Source organism: Pantoea sp. JZ29 (genome assembly GCF_035190385.1).
Taxonomy (GTDB): domain Bacteria; phylum Pseudomonadota; class Gammaproteobacteria; order Enterobacterales; family Enterobacteriaceae; genus Pantoea; species Pantoea stewartii.
The window spans coordinates 1,621,024-1,635,470 of record NZ_CP045241.1 but is presented as its reverse complement, the minus strand read 5'-3'; the positions used below and the strand labels follow the sequence as shown (position 1 = coordinate 1,635,470).

Here is a 14,447-nt window from a genome sequence, read left to right as displayed (position 1 = left end):
AGAAGATAACCCGGGCGGGTGCCCGGTTGGTGACCTTTATGCCTCACACCGGCTCCTTGCGGGCGACCGTCCCCACGTGCTTTACCGCACCCTGTTGCCGCGAATGCGGATGTGCGGCGTCATCCTGCAAAGAAATACGTGAGGTTTCGGGCAAGCTCAGCCCGCCCGCCAGCGCCAGCACCGCGACCGCAACAAGATAAAAGGCCGGTGACAGCGTATTGCCTGTGTAGTCAATGAGCCAGGTTGCCACCAGCGGTGCTGTGCCGCCGAAAAGCGTATAGGCCAGATTGTAGGTAATGGCAGAGGCGGTATACCGTGCCCGCGTGGGGAAGACTTCGGAGAGTAACGCGGCCGTCACGACGCCCGAAAACACCGCCCCCGTCGCTAACAGCATATCCCCGAGGATGGCGGCCCAGAGCGGGCCCGAACTGGCCAGCCACCAGGCCGGTAAGACACTTACGATCACCCATCCGCCCGTGACAGCCACCGTCTTTCTTCTGCCTATCCCGTCACAAAGCGCTCCCGCTACCGGACAGAGCCCCGCCGCAAACAGCAGCGCGAGGAAGGAGACCAGCAAGGCCGAGGCCCGACTGAAGTGGCCCTGCAACTGGAGAAAGGTCGAGAAGTAGGTGGTAAACATATAAAACGTCAGCGCGGTTAAGGCGATAAAGGCCCCCAGCCGCAGGATGTTTCCTGTCTGCTGGCGTAACGTGTCAGCAAGTGCCGCATGTGTTCCCGCCTCTTCGCGACGTGCAGCCCGGAAAGCAGGCGTCTCTTCCATACGAATGCGCAGATAAATCCCCACCAGCCCCAGCGGGGCCGCAATCAGAAAAGGAATACGCCAGCCCCACGCGCGCATCTGATCCTGGCCCAGCGCGGCGTCTGACAGAAAAGTGATAACTGCCGCAGCCGCGAAAGCAGAAAACGTCGAGACCGTGATAAAGCTTCCGTACCAGGCGCGTTTGCGTGGCGGTGAATGCTCCATCACATAGGCGCAGGCTCCGGCATATTCCCCTCCTGCCGAAAATCCCTGAATACAGCGGGCCAGCGTCAGCAGAATCGGGGCCATGATCCCCAGATGCCTGTCGGTCGGAAGCAAGCCAATCAGCGTGGTCGCGCCCGCCATCATGAGTACCGTCAACGATAAGATACGTTTACGCCCGTATTTATCCCCCAGCATACCGAATATCACCCCACCTAATGGCCGCAAGGCAAACGCCACGGCAAACACCAGGAACGTCTGTAATAAGGCGGTCTGCGGAAGTGCCTGTGAAAAAAAGTTTTGGGCAATAATCGTGGCCAGGAAACCATAAACGGCAAAATCAAACCACTCGACAAAATTACCTATAGCGGCAGCGGCTGTTACCTTTCTGAGCGTAGCGGGCGACGCGGGCGTAACAATATTCATTGTCCTGTTCCTTCTACGTAATGATTAACACTCAGCGACCATTGCGGTTGATGATATATTGCGGTCGACATGCCAGAAATAACCGTCAGCGATACGGTAATCTTCCGGCGATAACGATCGCAGGGTATTCAGGCACGATATTCTGACGCGTTATTTCGTAACTGCCGGGTTATTGCAACACTTAATTAAAACCTGACCGCCTGAAAAAAAATGAAGTCAACACGCGTGAGCTAATTCATTTTTATCATAGCACTGTCTGACGTGAAATAACGGCATAGGAAAAGCCTATGTAATAATAAGCGACGTTGTCGCCGACAGATAATTACAGGTCGTTTTTAATAAAATCATTTTATTTATTTTCGACAGGATGTCCGGACAGGCTTTATTGCACAATGGCGATCTGTTTTTATTATTTCTGTTGATGTCGCCATTCTGCGTTTTTTCCCGTCCCGATGTCGTTGTCAGATCATTTAAGCACCACTGACTTGCTTACACTGCCTTTGCAGACCGGTAAGTACCTCACCCTACATGCATGATACCGCGCTGCCAGACAGACCTCTTAATCAGCCAGACAGGACATTACTATGGGAAACGCTTCCAATAAAGGTGTGGTATATCAGGGGCCCGGTAAGGTTGAAGTGATGGATATAGCCGATCCGAAATTCGTCAGCCCCGCGGGTAAAAAAATCGATCACGCGGTCATCATCAAAGTGCTGTCGACCAATATCTGTGGCTCCGATCAGCACATGGTACGTGGACGCACCACCGCACCGGCGGGCATGGTGCTGGGGCATGAAATTACCGGTGAAATCATTGAAAAAGGCACCGACGTTGAAATGCTTAACGTGGGAGATATTGTCTCTGTCCCCTTCAACGTGGCCTGCGGACGTTGTCGCTGCTGCCGGGAACTGGATACCGGCGTGTGCCTGACGGTTAATCCGGCACGCGCTGGCGGCGCATTCGGCTATGTCGATATGGGCGGCTGGGTTGGCGGACAGGCAAAATATGTCATGGTGCCGTATGCCGATTTTAACCTGTTGAAGTTCCCTGACCGGGATCAGGCGCTGGCAAAAATTCTGGATCTGACCATGCTGTCAGACATTCTGCCGACTGGCTTTCATGGTGCGGTCACGGCTGGCGTGGGCGTCGGTTCGATGACCTATGTCGCGGGCGCGGGCCCGGTTGGCCTGGCCGCGGCAGCCTCAGCGCAAATTCTGGGTTCAGCGGTAGTTATGGTTGGTGACTTCAATCAGGATCGCCTGGCGCATGCAGAAAAAATGGGCTTTGTGCCCGTCGACCTGAGCAAACACGATCGCCTGGGTGAAATGATCGCGGATATCATCGGCGTGCCGGAAGTCGACTCGGCGATTGATGCGGTCGGCTTTGAAGCGCGGGGCCATTCGGGTAAAGAGCAGCCGGCTATTGTCCTGAACAGCATGATGGCTGTCACCCGGGTAGCCGGTAAGATTGGTATTCCGGGACTGTATGTAACAGACGATCCGGGCGCTCAGGAGCAGGCAGCCCGTGAAGGATCCCTGAGCCTGAAGTTTGGCCTGGGCTGGTCAAAGGCGCAAACCCTGCACACCGGACAAACGCCAGTGCTGCGATATAACCGCCAGCTCATGAATGCAATTTTGCATGACCGGTTACCCATCGCGAAAATTGTGAACGCCAAAGTGCTGCCCCTTGAACAGGCGGCCGAGGGTTATGCCAGCTTTGATGCCGGCGTGGCCGCCAAATATGTCCTGGATCCACACGGTTTGCTGGCGTAGGCCTTGTCTGCCCCGATGCCGGGACAGGTCGCGGCATCGGCTTACTGTCTTCTTGCCGCCAGTGGCGCGGTTAACCCGTCGGGTTAATGTCATGGTTTAGCCGGGGCGAACCGCGAACACATGCAGCGATCGTCCGGCTGAATCTCAGGCTGGCATACTGCTCAGGGCGTTGCTGGCGGGCAAGCCTGCCAACCCGGTGCCGGCCGATACGTCAGTGGCGACAATCTACGAATGCTGCCCGTTCGGAACAACAGAACGGGCAGTGTTATGTCCTTTGCATTCAGCCGATTGCCGCCGTCCCTTTATAACACCTCAGACCAGCTCATAATCAGCTTTGCCTGCACAGGATCGGCCAGCAGGCTGGGATCGGGTTGCCAGCTGTCCCAGTCGCGGAACGCGCTGAAATCAAGCCCGGTGAGTGTTTCCAGTGAACGAATCGAAACGCGGTATTCGTCCACCTGCGGAACCGCTTCCGGCTGCTGAAGCGGCAGTACGCGGCGCGGTTCGTCCAGCAACTTATCCTGACTGACCAGCAGTGCGGTGACCTGCGGCGTGCCCTGCGGCCCGATGCGCAGTACCACTTTCCAGAACATCAGCGGCACCTGTAAGTTCCCGTATTGCCGGTGCTGATCGTTAAGTACCGGTCCGGTCAGCACGCTAATCTGCTGTTTGGTTTTTAACACACCATATTCCAGGATGTAGCGCTCAACACCTTGCCAGTACTGCACACTCTGGTTAAAGCGAAAATGCTGCGGTGAACAGTTGGTAAAATGAAACGTGTCTTTATTGGCGCGCACTGCTTCGGCCGCGGTGCCCCAGGTAGGATCGCTACGGCGGGTGAGATGGCCCCGATCAAACCAGCGGCTGAATTCACTATAGAACGCCTGGCCGGTGATATAGCGACTGTCGATACGGCTGTCTTCATACCAGCGGTCGCCTTCAGGGAGCAGCGAAGGTTGTCCACTGCCGCGGTCAATATTGATGTAGCGCGCACCATCAATATTGGTGGCTGTGAAAAAGGCCAGCTTCCGCCCTGCGCTCATGATCAGCGAGAAGTGCTCATAATCCAGCGTGGCTTCTGCACCGCTGCGCCCATTACGCAGCGGTGCGACTTCACTGGCGCGTGGCGCGATAATCCCGGCGACATCAACATGCGTGCCCGACAGAAAGCCCGCCTGATAACCGTCGCGATTAGCGTAATTTTCATCGGGTGCAGCGGCACTGGGCAACACCTGTTCCGCTGCAGGCTCAGCCTTGAGCGCCTGCATCAGTGACGATTGCCAGGCTTCAGGTAACGTCGGCAGCGCGCCTTTAAGCCAGTCGGTAAGCGCGCTGATGCGGATGCCTTCATTGACCCATTTTCCGTTCTCTTTCACGCCGCCGTGATGAAGCGCCACCAGCTGCCAGCTGTCATTGAAAACGGGTGCGCCCGACGAGCCACCTTCGCTGTCGGCTTCGTAGTGCAAAAACTCTTCATGACGGGCTAACAGTGCATTATTGCGCAGCGAGACCTGCTGCGGCGCACCGCCGGGATGGTGGATAAGATTAAGGTGGATGCCCAACGCATGTTTATCGTTGCGGTCATTGAGCGCCAGCGGCAGCGGTTGCTCGCCACTGTCGTCAAGCGCGTCGCCTAACGCGATCAGCGTGCAGTCCAATGCTTCGGTCGGGCTGGTGAGCCAGAAGCGTTCCGCATCCACACTGAAAAGACGTCCCTGAATCATCTCACCCGCTTCCCCCTGGCGGTAGCCAAACTGAAGCGTAATACGGCCTTTTTCAGGCGGTTCAGGTAACAAATGGTGATTCGTGACAAACAGGTTGCCCCAGGTTAAAAACCCACTGCCTTTGGGTACGCCATCTTCCCTGACCAGTGCCACCGCCCTGGCGGCGCTCAGCCCCTGCTGCAAAAAAGAGACGGGCAGCAAATCATTCGTGCCGATGATGACCTGTTGTCTGGCGCGTTGCTGAAAGGCATAACGCTGTGCGCGTCGTGAATCAGGTTCCGCTGGCAGACCCTGACTCAGCGCCGTGCGCGTCTGTTGCCGCTGTCCGGCTGTCAACGCCAGCCTTGCGGCAATCTGTGCTTGCAGTTGCTCGTTCATTCACTTCTCCATGGTCGACGGTGCCCCTTTAACCATAGCTGTTTAAAACGGAATACGCGGCAGGTGAGCATATCAACGGGCATACTGCACTTTTGCACTGAGAGGTGAACGACATCACCAGACTGTTGATTCAGCCTCGTGCTGAAGGGCTTTGACCCTGGGGGATAAGCGGCGAACAGTTAGAGAGGGAGTGGATAGCAGGCGCATAAAAATGGATGCGCGTCTGGCCGCTGTCAGGCGCGAACGCAAAGGTCACGTCCGGGCCTTCAGTCTTACTTTTTCTTATCCAGCATTGCCTTTAAATCCGCAAAGGGATTATAGGTGGCTTCGCCCACGTCTTTTTGCGCGTCCTCACCCGCCACAACCCGGGTGCCGTACTGGTCAGCTTCCGTATACTTCGAGTGTTCGTGATCGTGGCAGTACAGGCACAGCAATTCCCAGTTACTGCCATCTTCCGGGTTATTGGTGTGGTCATGATCAATATGATGAACCGTTAATTCACGCAGGTTGGAATAGACAAACTCGCGCGAACAGCGCCCACAAACCCACGGATAGATTTTCAGGGCTTTCTCACGATAGCCACTTTCAAGCCGTGAGTAGTTTTTTGGAATCAACGCCATGACGATATTACCTGTGATAAAGAGTGTTTGAGACAAGCTACAGGGACGAATGCTGCATACTACGTCCGTGGATGGCGCAACGCCAGCCTTCTGCGGTGCGTTTGTGGCTGTGGTAAGGAAGACGTAGGACGCTATCGCTTACTGATATGCAGTGGAAACCTGTGGCGCGAATGCACTCGACGTGAATAAACAAAAGCAGGCTATGCACGTTTATCAAAAGCTGGGCTTTGTCATCATGGGCCGCCTGGAACAGGATGGTCAGGCTAATCCGTTTCCTTTGTTGCATAGGCATCGATGATGCGGGTCGCACTCACCTGTCCGGCATGGGTGCTGTGATAAAACCATTTTATGGATGAAGAAGAGCAGGAATGCGCAAAGTTGCGCTTGAAACAACCAGAATGCTGAATCCTTCAGCAAACAGACTGTCCGGCGCGAAAACCGCTTTGACTCAGTAAGATCAGTCCATTACTATGCGCCCTGTAGCACGATTCCTCTGTAGTTCAGTCGGTAGAACGGCGGACTGTTAATCCGTATGTCACTGGTTCGAGTCCAGTCAGAGGAGCCAGATTAAAGAAACCAGATGTCTACTGACGTCTGGTTTTTTGCTTTCTGTCGATTGGTGCCCTCTTCCCGTTTGTCTACTCACTTCTGTTAATAATCACGCGAAGCTCCATGCCTTTGCGGGTAACGCTGATTCGATTTTCTTTTGCCAGCAATCAGTGGAAACCGCTATGGCATTTACGGAGACCTAAGTAAAGGTGCAGGACGCCAGAAAAGAGAGTTAAGCTCCCTGAGTCTTTGGCCTCTGTCTGTGAATTCCCTATGGCGGTTCAAAATACGGGCAACTGAGTTTGCTTAACCCTGTTCGCTTTGAGCCCCGCTTTGGGTTAGTGAAAACCGGGCTGCATATATAGCCAGTGAGCATACCCTGTGGCAAACTTATGTTTTTTCAGGCACAGGGAATCTGCTCAATGTCCGAAAGCCAAGCTACCTGTCTGTTCACCGAAGGTCAGGTAACGCTTCCTGACCAGTATCAGGACCGCACGGTGAATGTTTTTACACTCTCCGGCGAGAATGCCCCCGCATTTAACATTTCACGCGATACCCTCAGTGCTGGCGAGGTACTGCAAGACTATATTGACCGCCAGTTAGCGCTCATGGATAAGCATCTTAAAAGATGGAAACTGTCTCTACGCGAAGCCACTGTACTGGGGGGGAATGTTGCAAAAGGTGAATGTATTCATGCCAGCTACCTTCGGGACAGCCAGCGCGTTTTTCAGCAGCAGGCTGTCTTTAATCTTACGGATAACCATATCCTGGTATTCACCATGACACGTGCGGAAAAAATCAGGGATACGGACAGCCAGTGCTTTCAGACACTCCTGGCCAGTTTTACGTCTAACACTAACAATTAAGGAACGTTGTTATGTTCGAAGCGGCGCGCGTGGGTGATGATATCGGCCATTCTCATGCGCTGGCAGGGATGATTGCCGGAACGATTGTTGGTGGACTGATTGCCGCAGCGGGAGGTATCGCCGCCGGGGCATTGATGATTGCCGGTATCGGTGCGTCATGTCTGGGTATTGGTGTGCTTCTGGTCGGGGCCAGTCTGGCGGTTGGGTATTTTACGGGCGAACTGGCAACGAAGGCCAGGGACAGCATTGCGGATGCCGGGGCCGCCAGCATGGAGAAGGAAGGCGTTATCGCCACCGGCTCTCATAACGTGTTCATTAATGGCAGACCTGCCGCCCTTGCCACCGACAGCATGGTGGAATGCGCCAAAGATGCTGGCTCACAGCAGTTGGCCGAAGGCTCCTCACGCGTGTACATCAATGGCCTGCCTGCTGCCCGTCTCAGCGATCAGACCACCTGTGGTGGAAAGGTCATGACCGGTTCCGCAGATGTGATTATTGGTGGTGAGCCGGAACAGACACTGCCCATACAGTCAGAAGTCCAGGAATGGCTCTATAAAGCCTCTGACCTGACGCTGTTATTTGCCGGACTGCTCGGTGGAGCGGGCGGAGCGGCAGGTAAAGTCGGTGCGCTGGGAAGGCTGTTCAGTAAAATTCCGGGTATCAACAAACTGGCCCGCGTCGCCTGCCGCGCTGGCGTGCTGATGACCAGCGCCGCCGCCGTGGGCATTATCGCCCGCCCGGTTGATATCGTCAGTGGGCAGAAATTCCTCTCCGGTGATGACGAGCTGGACTTTGTATTACCCTCCCGTCTGCCGGTTGTCTGGCAGCGTTACTGGCGCAGTGGCAATCCCGGCGACAGCGTACTGGGCCGTGGCTGGTCACTTTTCTGGGAAACGCGACTGGAAAAATATCAGGACGGGCTGGTGTGGCGTGCACCGTCCGGCGATTACGTGTCATTTCCTCTCGTGCCGAAAGGGAAGCGTACCTTCTGCGAAACCGAAAAACGCTGGCTGGAACACCATCAGGATGATACCTGGTCAGTGTATGACATCGGCGGCGAACGCTGGTGTTACGCATCTCTGCAGGGTGATTCCCCTTCCCTGCCGCTGCGACTCACCGAACCTTGTGGTAACGATATTCTTTTTGACTGGAACGACGACCATACGCTGCATGCACTCACCGACAGCGCCGGACAGCGCGTGGTCTGCCGTTATCAGACCGTCAGCGGACAGGTTCGCCTGGCCGGAGCCTGGCTGGATGATGAGATTTGTCTGGTCAGCTACGATTACGATGCTAAGGCCCGGCTGATTAGCGTCACCGGACGCGGCGGTCAGGTACGCCGCCGCTTTGGCTGGTATGATGACGGAGACGGCACGGATTTACTGCGCAGCCATGAGGACAGCAACGGTCTGCTGAACGAGTATCTCTGGCAGAGTCTTGACGGACTGCCCCGCGTGCTGGCTTACCGCAACAGCGCGGGCGAGCAGCTTACTTTTGATTACGATTTTGAAAACGGCACCCGCCGCGCCACCCGCGAGGATGGCGCACAGGCACACTGGCTGGTTGACGACGATGACAATGTTGCACGTTTCACCGATTATGACGGTCGCCAGACCGGCTTCGTCTGTCGTGATGGGGAGTTGTGCGATGTTATCCTGCCTGACGGAGCCATGCGGCGCAGCCAGTGGGACCGTTACGGTCGCCTGACGTCAGAGACCGACCCGGCAGGCCGCACCACAGCGTATTACTGGTTCCGTAATACTGACCGAATCGCCCGCACGGTTTTCCCGGATTCAACAGCCTCTCAGTCTGTGTATGACCTGAACGGTCGCCTGCTGTCGGAAACCGATGCACTGAATCACACCACCACGTATCACTACCCTGATGAAGAAGAAACGCTGCCTGACCGCATCACCGATGCCAGTGGTGGTGACGTGCTGCTGGTGTGGAACCACCAGGGACTGCTGACTCAACGCACCGACTGCTCCGGCAGCGTGACCCGCTTTACCTATGACCGCTTCGGTCAGCTTATTACCAGTGAGGACGCAGAAGGCAACCTCACACGCCGCGAATGGAACGATGCAGGCCAGCTTACCGCCTTAATTCGGGCCGATGGCAGTCATGAAACGTTACGATGGAACGAGCACGGGCAACTTGCGGCCTGGCGAGACCCGCTGGAAAGTGAGGTTCGCTGGCAGTATTCCGCGCTTGGACTGCCAGAAAGCGTTACCGACCGCACGGGACGAACCCGCCGCTGGCACTATGACCCGAGAGGCAATCTGCTGCGTCTGGAAAACGGCAACGGTGGCGAGTACCGTTTTACTTATGACCCGACAGGCCATCTACTGAGCGAAACCCGCCCGGACGATACATCCCGGCAGATGGAATGGAATGAACGTGGACTGCTCACCACGCTTATGGAAAGCGGCAGGCCGGACGACGATGGCGGCATTCCGCGACGCGCTCAGCAGTTCAGCTATGACAGCAGCGGCCTTCTGACCATACGCACTACCCGCGATGCTCAGTACCATTACCAGCGTAAAAACAGCGGGCAGCTTACCGGCCTGACCCGCAAGCCAACCGCCGATGGCATGGCGCTGGGAATTGAAGAAGATGAAATTCAGTTTACCTTTGACGCGGCAGGAAACCTGCTTGCTGAACAGGGAGTCAACGGTGAACTGCATTCTGAGTATGACGTTCTGGGTAATCTCACTGCGCTGACCCTGCCCGGCGGCCAGCAGGTAAGCTGGCTGCATTACGGTTCCGGCCACGTCAGCGCCATCCGCTTCGGTCAGCAAATCATCTCTGAATTTACACGCGACCGCCTTCACAGGGAGGTGGCCCGCACTCAGGGAACCCGTGAGCAGACCCGCCAGTATGACAGTCTGGGCAGACGTACCCGGCAGCGCAGTTTCACACCCGACCTGCCGGAACAGACAATCTTCGAACGCGCCTTCAACTACACCGGGCGGGGAGAACTGTCAGACGTCAGTGACACCCTGCGTGGCAACACAATTTACGGCTATGATGAGGAAGGCCGTTTTCTCAGGCATTACGAAGCCCGCCCGGACCACAGCAACAGGACGTTCCGCTACGACGCTGCGGATAACCTGCTGCCGGATAATGACCACCCTGCCCTGCCTCTGAGGGATAACCGCCTGACGCACTGGCAGAACCTGTTTATGAAATACGACTGGTGGGGAAACCTTGTCAGCCGTCGCAGCGGCCTGCATGAACAGCATTATGAATATGACGCGGAAAACCGGCTGATACGGGCCGAGGGCAATGGACCAGAAGGCAATTTTACCGCGCACTACCATTATGACGCCCTGGGCCGCCGCACACGCAAAACGGTCACCACGCCACACGGCACCACAAAGACCCGCTTTCTGTGGCAGGGCTTGCGACTGTTGCAGGAGCAGCAACATAACGGTCAGTGTCAGACATATGTTTACGACCCGAACGAAACTTACAGCCCGCTGGCGCGTATTGACCATTTGCGTGACGAAACCAGCGGAGAGGTTCTCTGGTTCAGCACCGATCTGAACGGTGCACCGCTGGATATCACTGATGAACAGGGACAACTCCGGTGGAGCGGTCATTACGGGAGTTTTGGTGAGGTTGCACGACAGACGGAAGGCTTCCACAGACTCACGCAACAAACTGCCCTTGTTCATCAGCCACTGCGCTATGCCGGGCAGTACGCGGACAGTGAAACGGGTCTGCATTATAATCTTTTCAGGTATTACGATCCGCAGGTTGGACGCTTTACGGTCCAGGACCCGATAGGATTATTGGGAGGCTGGAATCTTTATCAGTATGCACCGAATCCGCTGGGTTGGATTGACCCATTAGGGCTGAGTAACGAACTCGTTTCATATTGGCCACCAAATGATGGTGCTTTTGGTGAAACCAAAATTTCAGTTTTGGAACCTGGAACAATAATTGATCGTTATGGATATCCGGGGGGTACATATACTTCACCGGTTGGTACACCATATTCGATGCGTGCATTGCCCCTTGGGACAAATAATAAAGATTATACTGTTTATGAAGTTCTCAAACCCATACCTAATGTACAGGAAAGCAAAATTGCTCCTTGGTTTGGTGAAATCGGTTTGGGGACGCAGTATAAATTAGATCAATCAGTGCAGAAATACGTAGATTCTGGACATCTGAAAGAAATAAAAAAAATCAAAGGAAAATCTTGTGGATAAAGAAGAATTGATAAAAAACCTTAATAAATTGAGCATCCCAAATGATAGCTATTCTATTGGGAGCATTGAGGACGAAGCCCTGTGTATGATCTTTGATGGCTTAACGTGGTGTATTTTTTATAGTGAGAAAGGACATCGTACGGAACCCGAATATTTTGCAAGCGAAAATGATGCCTGTCATGCTTTTATAAACCGAATTAAAAAATGGTTTTGATTTTTTAGCATCATCATAAATTCTCAGTCATGCCCAAAGAGGTGGCAATGAATCGTATATTTTGAATGGGGACAGGTCCGGTGGAGCAGGCACTACGGGAGCTTTGGCGAGGTTACCGGCCTCTCTATCCGTTGCGTGATGAAAATAGCGTAAGATTCTCTGGTTAAGCACCGTTCTGAACCGGTGCACCACTGGATATCACTCATGTACAGAAACATCGCCGGTTGAACAGATATTACGACAGTTTTGGCGAGAAGGTTTTCTCAGACTCATGCAGCAAACTGCCCAGGGACCCTTTAAATGATTATGATCCCATAACCACTACTTCTACCCTGAGACTTGTAGAGATGAGCGCTCTCGAAGCCACTTCCCCCTCTTCGGTTCAATGAGATAATACGAAAAATATCATGATGATTAAATATTAATCATCGCCTCAAAACTTTGTTTAATACAATATAAGTCCGGCTGCATCACACATGCTGCATAAGATTCAGCCAGTCATATCAGTGTGTATTTTTAACCGGATAAGCGGTCAGCGGTTTGATCTCTTTAAGCACAAACATACTTTGCATCTCTTTAATGCGCGGCAATCTGCGTACTACGGACATGGCGAACTCTGCATAAGTTTCGAGATCGCTCGCCACAACCTGTAGCAGGAAATCGGCATCACCACCGATACTGTAGCAGGCCACCACATCATCCAGCGCCGTGACCTGTTGCTCGAATTTTTTTGCCTCATCCTCGCTGTGGCAATCAATAACCACCCGAATAAACACCATGACCCCGGCGCCGATTTTTTTGCGGTCCAGTACAGCCCGGTACCCCTGAATGACGCCCTGCTCTTCCAGCCTGCGCACTTTACGCCAGCACGGTGAGGCAGACATACCAATCTTGTCAGCCAGTTCCTGATTAGTAATACGGGCATCGTCCTGTAAAACACGCAGGATTTTCATTTCTGTCTTATCAAGCAGCATACCGGTCAATTCCTTCCGCTACATTTCGTTTATGAGGTTAATTCTTGCAAAGAATACGATAAATGAATGTGATTGAGACAGCCTATTTCTGTCTCGCCAGGACATACTGTTTTCAGGTGCTGTACAAGGTGCAGATCAAAAGAAATGGCCGGACACGGCAGATTAAGGCGGCAGACGAGGCCGGGTTGTCCTGGTCATGCCGCTTTTCATGGCCAGCCTGTCTGGATTTTATCCCGAAATAACATTTATGAAGGAAAGACGATGCCTGCGATAACAGAATTACTGCCTTATATACTGGCGCTGGGTCTGGCCGCGGCCATTCCCGGCCCAGGCATGACAGCGATCGTGGCCCGTACCCTTAACGGAGGCTCTCTGGCGGGTTTGGCTGCGCTTGCAGGCGTGATAATGGGCGATTTATTTTATTTGACGCTCGCCGTGTTTGGCCTGGCCGTTGTCGCTCATACCTATACCGGACTGTTTACACTGATTAACTGGGCTGCGGCGCTCTATTTAGCTTTTCTGGCCTGGCAGTTCTGGTCTTATCAGCCGCATTCCATCACGCTGGACCAAAAAGTGACGCACAAGCAACTGACTTCTGCCTGGCTGTCAGGCCTGACCATCACACTGGGCAACCCGAAAACAATCGCGTTTTATCTGGCCATATTACCGCTTGTGATATCGCTGGAGAGCATATCCTTAACATTCTGGGCAGCCATACTGGTGCCCGTTACCGCAGCGGTACTGCTGATGGTCGGGGCCATGTTTATTCTGGCGGCAGTAAGCGTTCGCGCATTACTGACCAGCCAACGTGCACAGCGCATCATGTTTAAATCGGTCGGCGTTATCATGCTGCTGGCCGCCATCGGTATGATCCTGAAAACGCTTTAATGCCGTGACCGATGTGACACGGCTTCCCGTGCGACGTCAGAACAGACTGATTAATCTTCATTTGCTCTCGGTATAAGTAACAGCCCTGATCCGCTGTGGTAACATCTTGCCCTCACCTTCTCGTTACCGGGCACCCTGTTAAGCACTATGTCAGACACTACGAAACGCAAAAATGATCCTGAAGGACTTAAAAAGCGCATTCTTGCGAGCGCACTGACGACCTTTGCTGAGTTTGGTATGCAAGGCGCCCGTCTTGAGCAGATTGCTGAAAATGCCCAGACGACTAAACGAATGGTGGTTTACCATTTTGGCAATAAGGAACAGCTCTATATCGATGCGCTGGAACAGGTTTACCAGCAGATCAGGGAGCATGAAACTGGCCTGAATCTGGCCTCGCTCGCCCCTGAGCAGGCCATCATAAAACTGGTTGAAGCCAGCTTCGATTACCATGTTTCCCACCCGGATTTTGTGCGTCTGATCTGTATGGAGAACCTGTCTCGCGGCCGCTACATCTCGCAGTCTGCCCGCCTGAGTCAACTGAACCGCAGCGCACTGGATTTACTTGACGATATTCTGAGTCGGGGACAACAACAGGGGCTCTTTATCAAAGAGATTGAGACACTGGACGTGCATCGCCTGATCAGCAGTATTTGTGTGCATCAGGTGTCCAACCGCTTCACCTTCAATACGCTGTTTAGTCGGGACAAAAATGAAGACGAGATCATCAGTCGTAATCGCCAGCTCGCCGTCACGGCAACGCTGCGCTACATCGGTTACTCACGCCACGCGTCCTGAGCGCTGAAAAGGATAGTCTATGATTAGGTGGTAATAACAATA

Annotated in this window: 10 protein-coding genes and 1 tRNA gene; 7 read left to right on the top strand and 4 right to left on the bottom strand. The window is 53.9% G+C overall.

Annotated features, from left to right (window positions below):
- Positions 1–43 precede the first annotated feature (43 nt).
- Entirely contained in the window at positions 44–1,408 is a 1,365-nt protein-coding gene (locus tag GC090_RS07655; RefSeq protein ID WP_033740394.1) for an MFS transporter, read from the bottom strand.
- 584 nt (positions 1,409–1,992) lie between these two features.
- Here GC090_RS07655 and fdhA point away from each other — a divergent pair.
- Entirely contained in the window at positions 1,993–3,180 is a 1,188-nt protein-coding gene (gene fdhA / locus GC090_RS07650; RefSeq protein WP_058708382.1) for a formaldehyde dehydrogenase, glutathione-independent, read from the top strand.
- Positions 3,181–3,482: 302 nt separating this feature from the next.
- Here fdhA and GC090_RS07645 read toward each other — a convergent pair whose 3' ends face one another.
- Both GC090_RS07645 and yajD read right to left on the bottom strand, forming a co-directional pair.
- Complete coding sequence (locus GC090_RS07645; protein ID WP_324021270.1) at positions 3,483–5,282, bottom strand: DNA/RNA non-specific endonuclease; 1,800 nt, start codon at positions 5,280–5,282, stop codon at positions 3,483–3,485.
- Positions 5,283–5,554: 272 nt separating this feature from the next.
- Positions 5,555–5,902 (bottom strand): HNH nuclease YajD, encoded by a 348-nt coding sequence (yajD, locus tag GC090_RS07640; protein ID WP_033740398.1) that lies wholly within the window; start codon positions 5,900–5,902, stop codon positions 5,555–5,557.
- Positions 5,903–6,391: 489 nt separating this feature from the next.
- On the opposite strand from yajD, the gene GC090_RS07635 reads away from it, so the two are divergent.
- From GC090_RS07635 to GC090_RS07620, 4 genes are all read left to right on the top strand, one after another.
- A tRNA-Asn gene (locus GC090_RS07635) sits at positions 6,392–6,467 on the top strand.
- Positions 6,468–6,873: 406 nt separating this feature from the next.
- The gene (locus GC090_RS07630) at positions 6,874–7,317 is read left to right on the top strand and encodes a DcrB-related protein (RefSeq protein ID WP_324021268.1); all 444 of its coding nucleotides are present in this window, start codon (positions 6,874–6,876) and stop codon (positions 7,315–7,317) included.
- Between the two features lie 11 nt (positions 7,318–7,328).
- Complete coding sequence (locus GC090_RS07625) at positions 7,329–11,534, top strand: glycohydrolase toxin TNT-related protein (protein WP_324021266.1); 4,206 nt, start codon at positions 7,329–7,331, stop codon at positions 11,532–11,534.
- Positions 11,527–11,748, top strand: a complete 222-nt coding sequence (locus GC090_RS07620) for a hypothetical protein (RefSeq protein ID WP_105077420.1) — start codon at positions 11,527–11,529, stop codon at positions 11,746–11,748. Before GC090_RS07625 ends, GC090_RS07620 begins: the two co-directional genes overlap by 8 nt.
- Before the next feature lie 503 nt (positions 11,749–12,251).
- On the opposite strand, the gene GC090_RS07615 is transcribed toward GC090_RS07620, so the two are convergent.
- The gene (locus tag GC090_RS07615) at positions 12,252–12,722 is read right to left on the bottom strand and encodes an Lrp/AsnC family transcriptional regulator (RefSeq protein WP_006120213.1); all 471 of its coding nucleotides are present in this window, start codon (positions 12,720–12,722) and stop codon (positions 12,252–12,254) included.
- 261 nt (positions 12,723–12,983) lie between these two features.
- Between GC090_RS07615 and GC090_RS07610 the strand changes: the two genes are divergently transcribed.
- On the top strand, positions 12,984–13,610 hold the full coding sequence (locus tag GC090_RS07610; protein ID WP_110268268.1) for a LysE family translocator: 627 nt from the start codon (positions 12,984–12,986) through the stop codon (positions 13,608–13,610).
- 147 nt (positions 13,611–13,757) lie between these two features.
- Positions 13,758–14,405, top strand: coding sequence for a TetR/AcrR family transcriptional regulator (locus tag GC090_RS07605; RefSeq protein ID WP_324021264.1), 648 nt, complete (start codon positions 13,758–13,760; stop codon positions 14,403–14,405).
- The last annotated feature ends 42 nt before the right edge of the window (positions 14,406–14,447 follow it).

What these genes read in the sequence shown, in the direction of transcription:
- GC090_RS07655 (WP_033740394.1), bottom strand. Translation starts at nt 1,408, where the DNA reads ATGAATATTGTTACGCCCGCGTCGCCCGCTACGCTCAGAAAGGTAACA.
- fdhA (WP_058708382.1), top strand. Translation starts at nt 1,993, where the DNA reads ATGGGAAACGCTTCCAATAAAGGTGTGGTATATCAGGGGCCCGGTAAG.
- GC090_RS07645 (WP_324021270.1), bottom strand. Translation starts at nt 5,282, where the DNA reads ATGAACGAGCAACTGCAAGCACAGATTGCCGCAAGGCTGGCGTTGACA.
- yajD (WP_033740398.1), bottom strand. Translation starts at nt 5,902, where the DNA reads ATGGCGTTGATTCCAAAAAACTACTCACGGCTTGAAAGTGGCTATCGT.
- GC090_RS07630 (WP_324021268.1), top strand. Translation starts at nt 6,874, where the DNA reads ATGTCCGAAAGCCAAGCTACCTGTCTGTTCACCGAAGGTCAGGTAACG.
- GC090_RS07625 (WP_324021266.1), top strand. Translation starts at nt 7,329, where the DNA reads ATGTTCGAAGCGGCGCGCGTGGGTGATGATATCGGCCATTCTCATGCG.
- GC090_RS07615 (WP_006120213.1), bottom strand. Translation starts at nt 12,722, where the DNA reads ATGCTGCTTGATAAGACAGAAATGAAAATCCTGCGTGTTTTACAGGAC.
- GC090_RS07610 (WP_110268268.1), top strand. Translation starts at nt 12,984, where the DNA reads ATGCCTGCGATAACAGAATTACTGCCTTATATACTGGCGCTGGGTCTG.
- GC090_RS07605 (WP_324021264.1), top strand. Translation starts at nt 13,758, where the DNA reads ATGTCAGACACTACGAAACGCAAAAATGATCCTGAAGGACTTAAAAAG.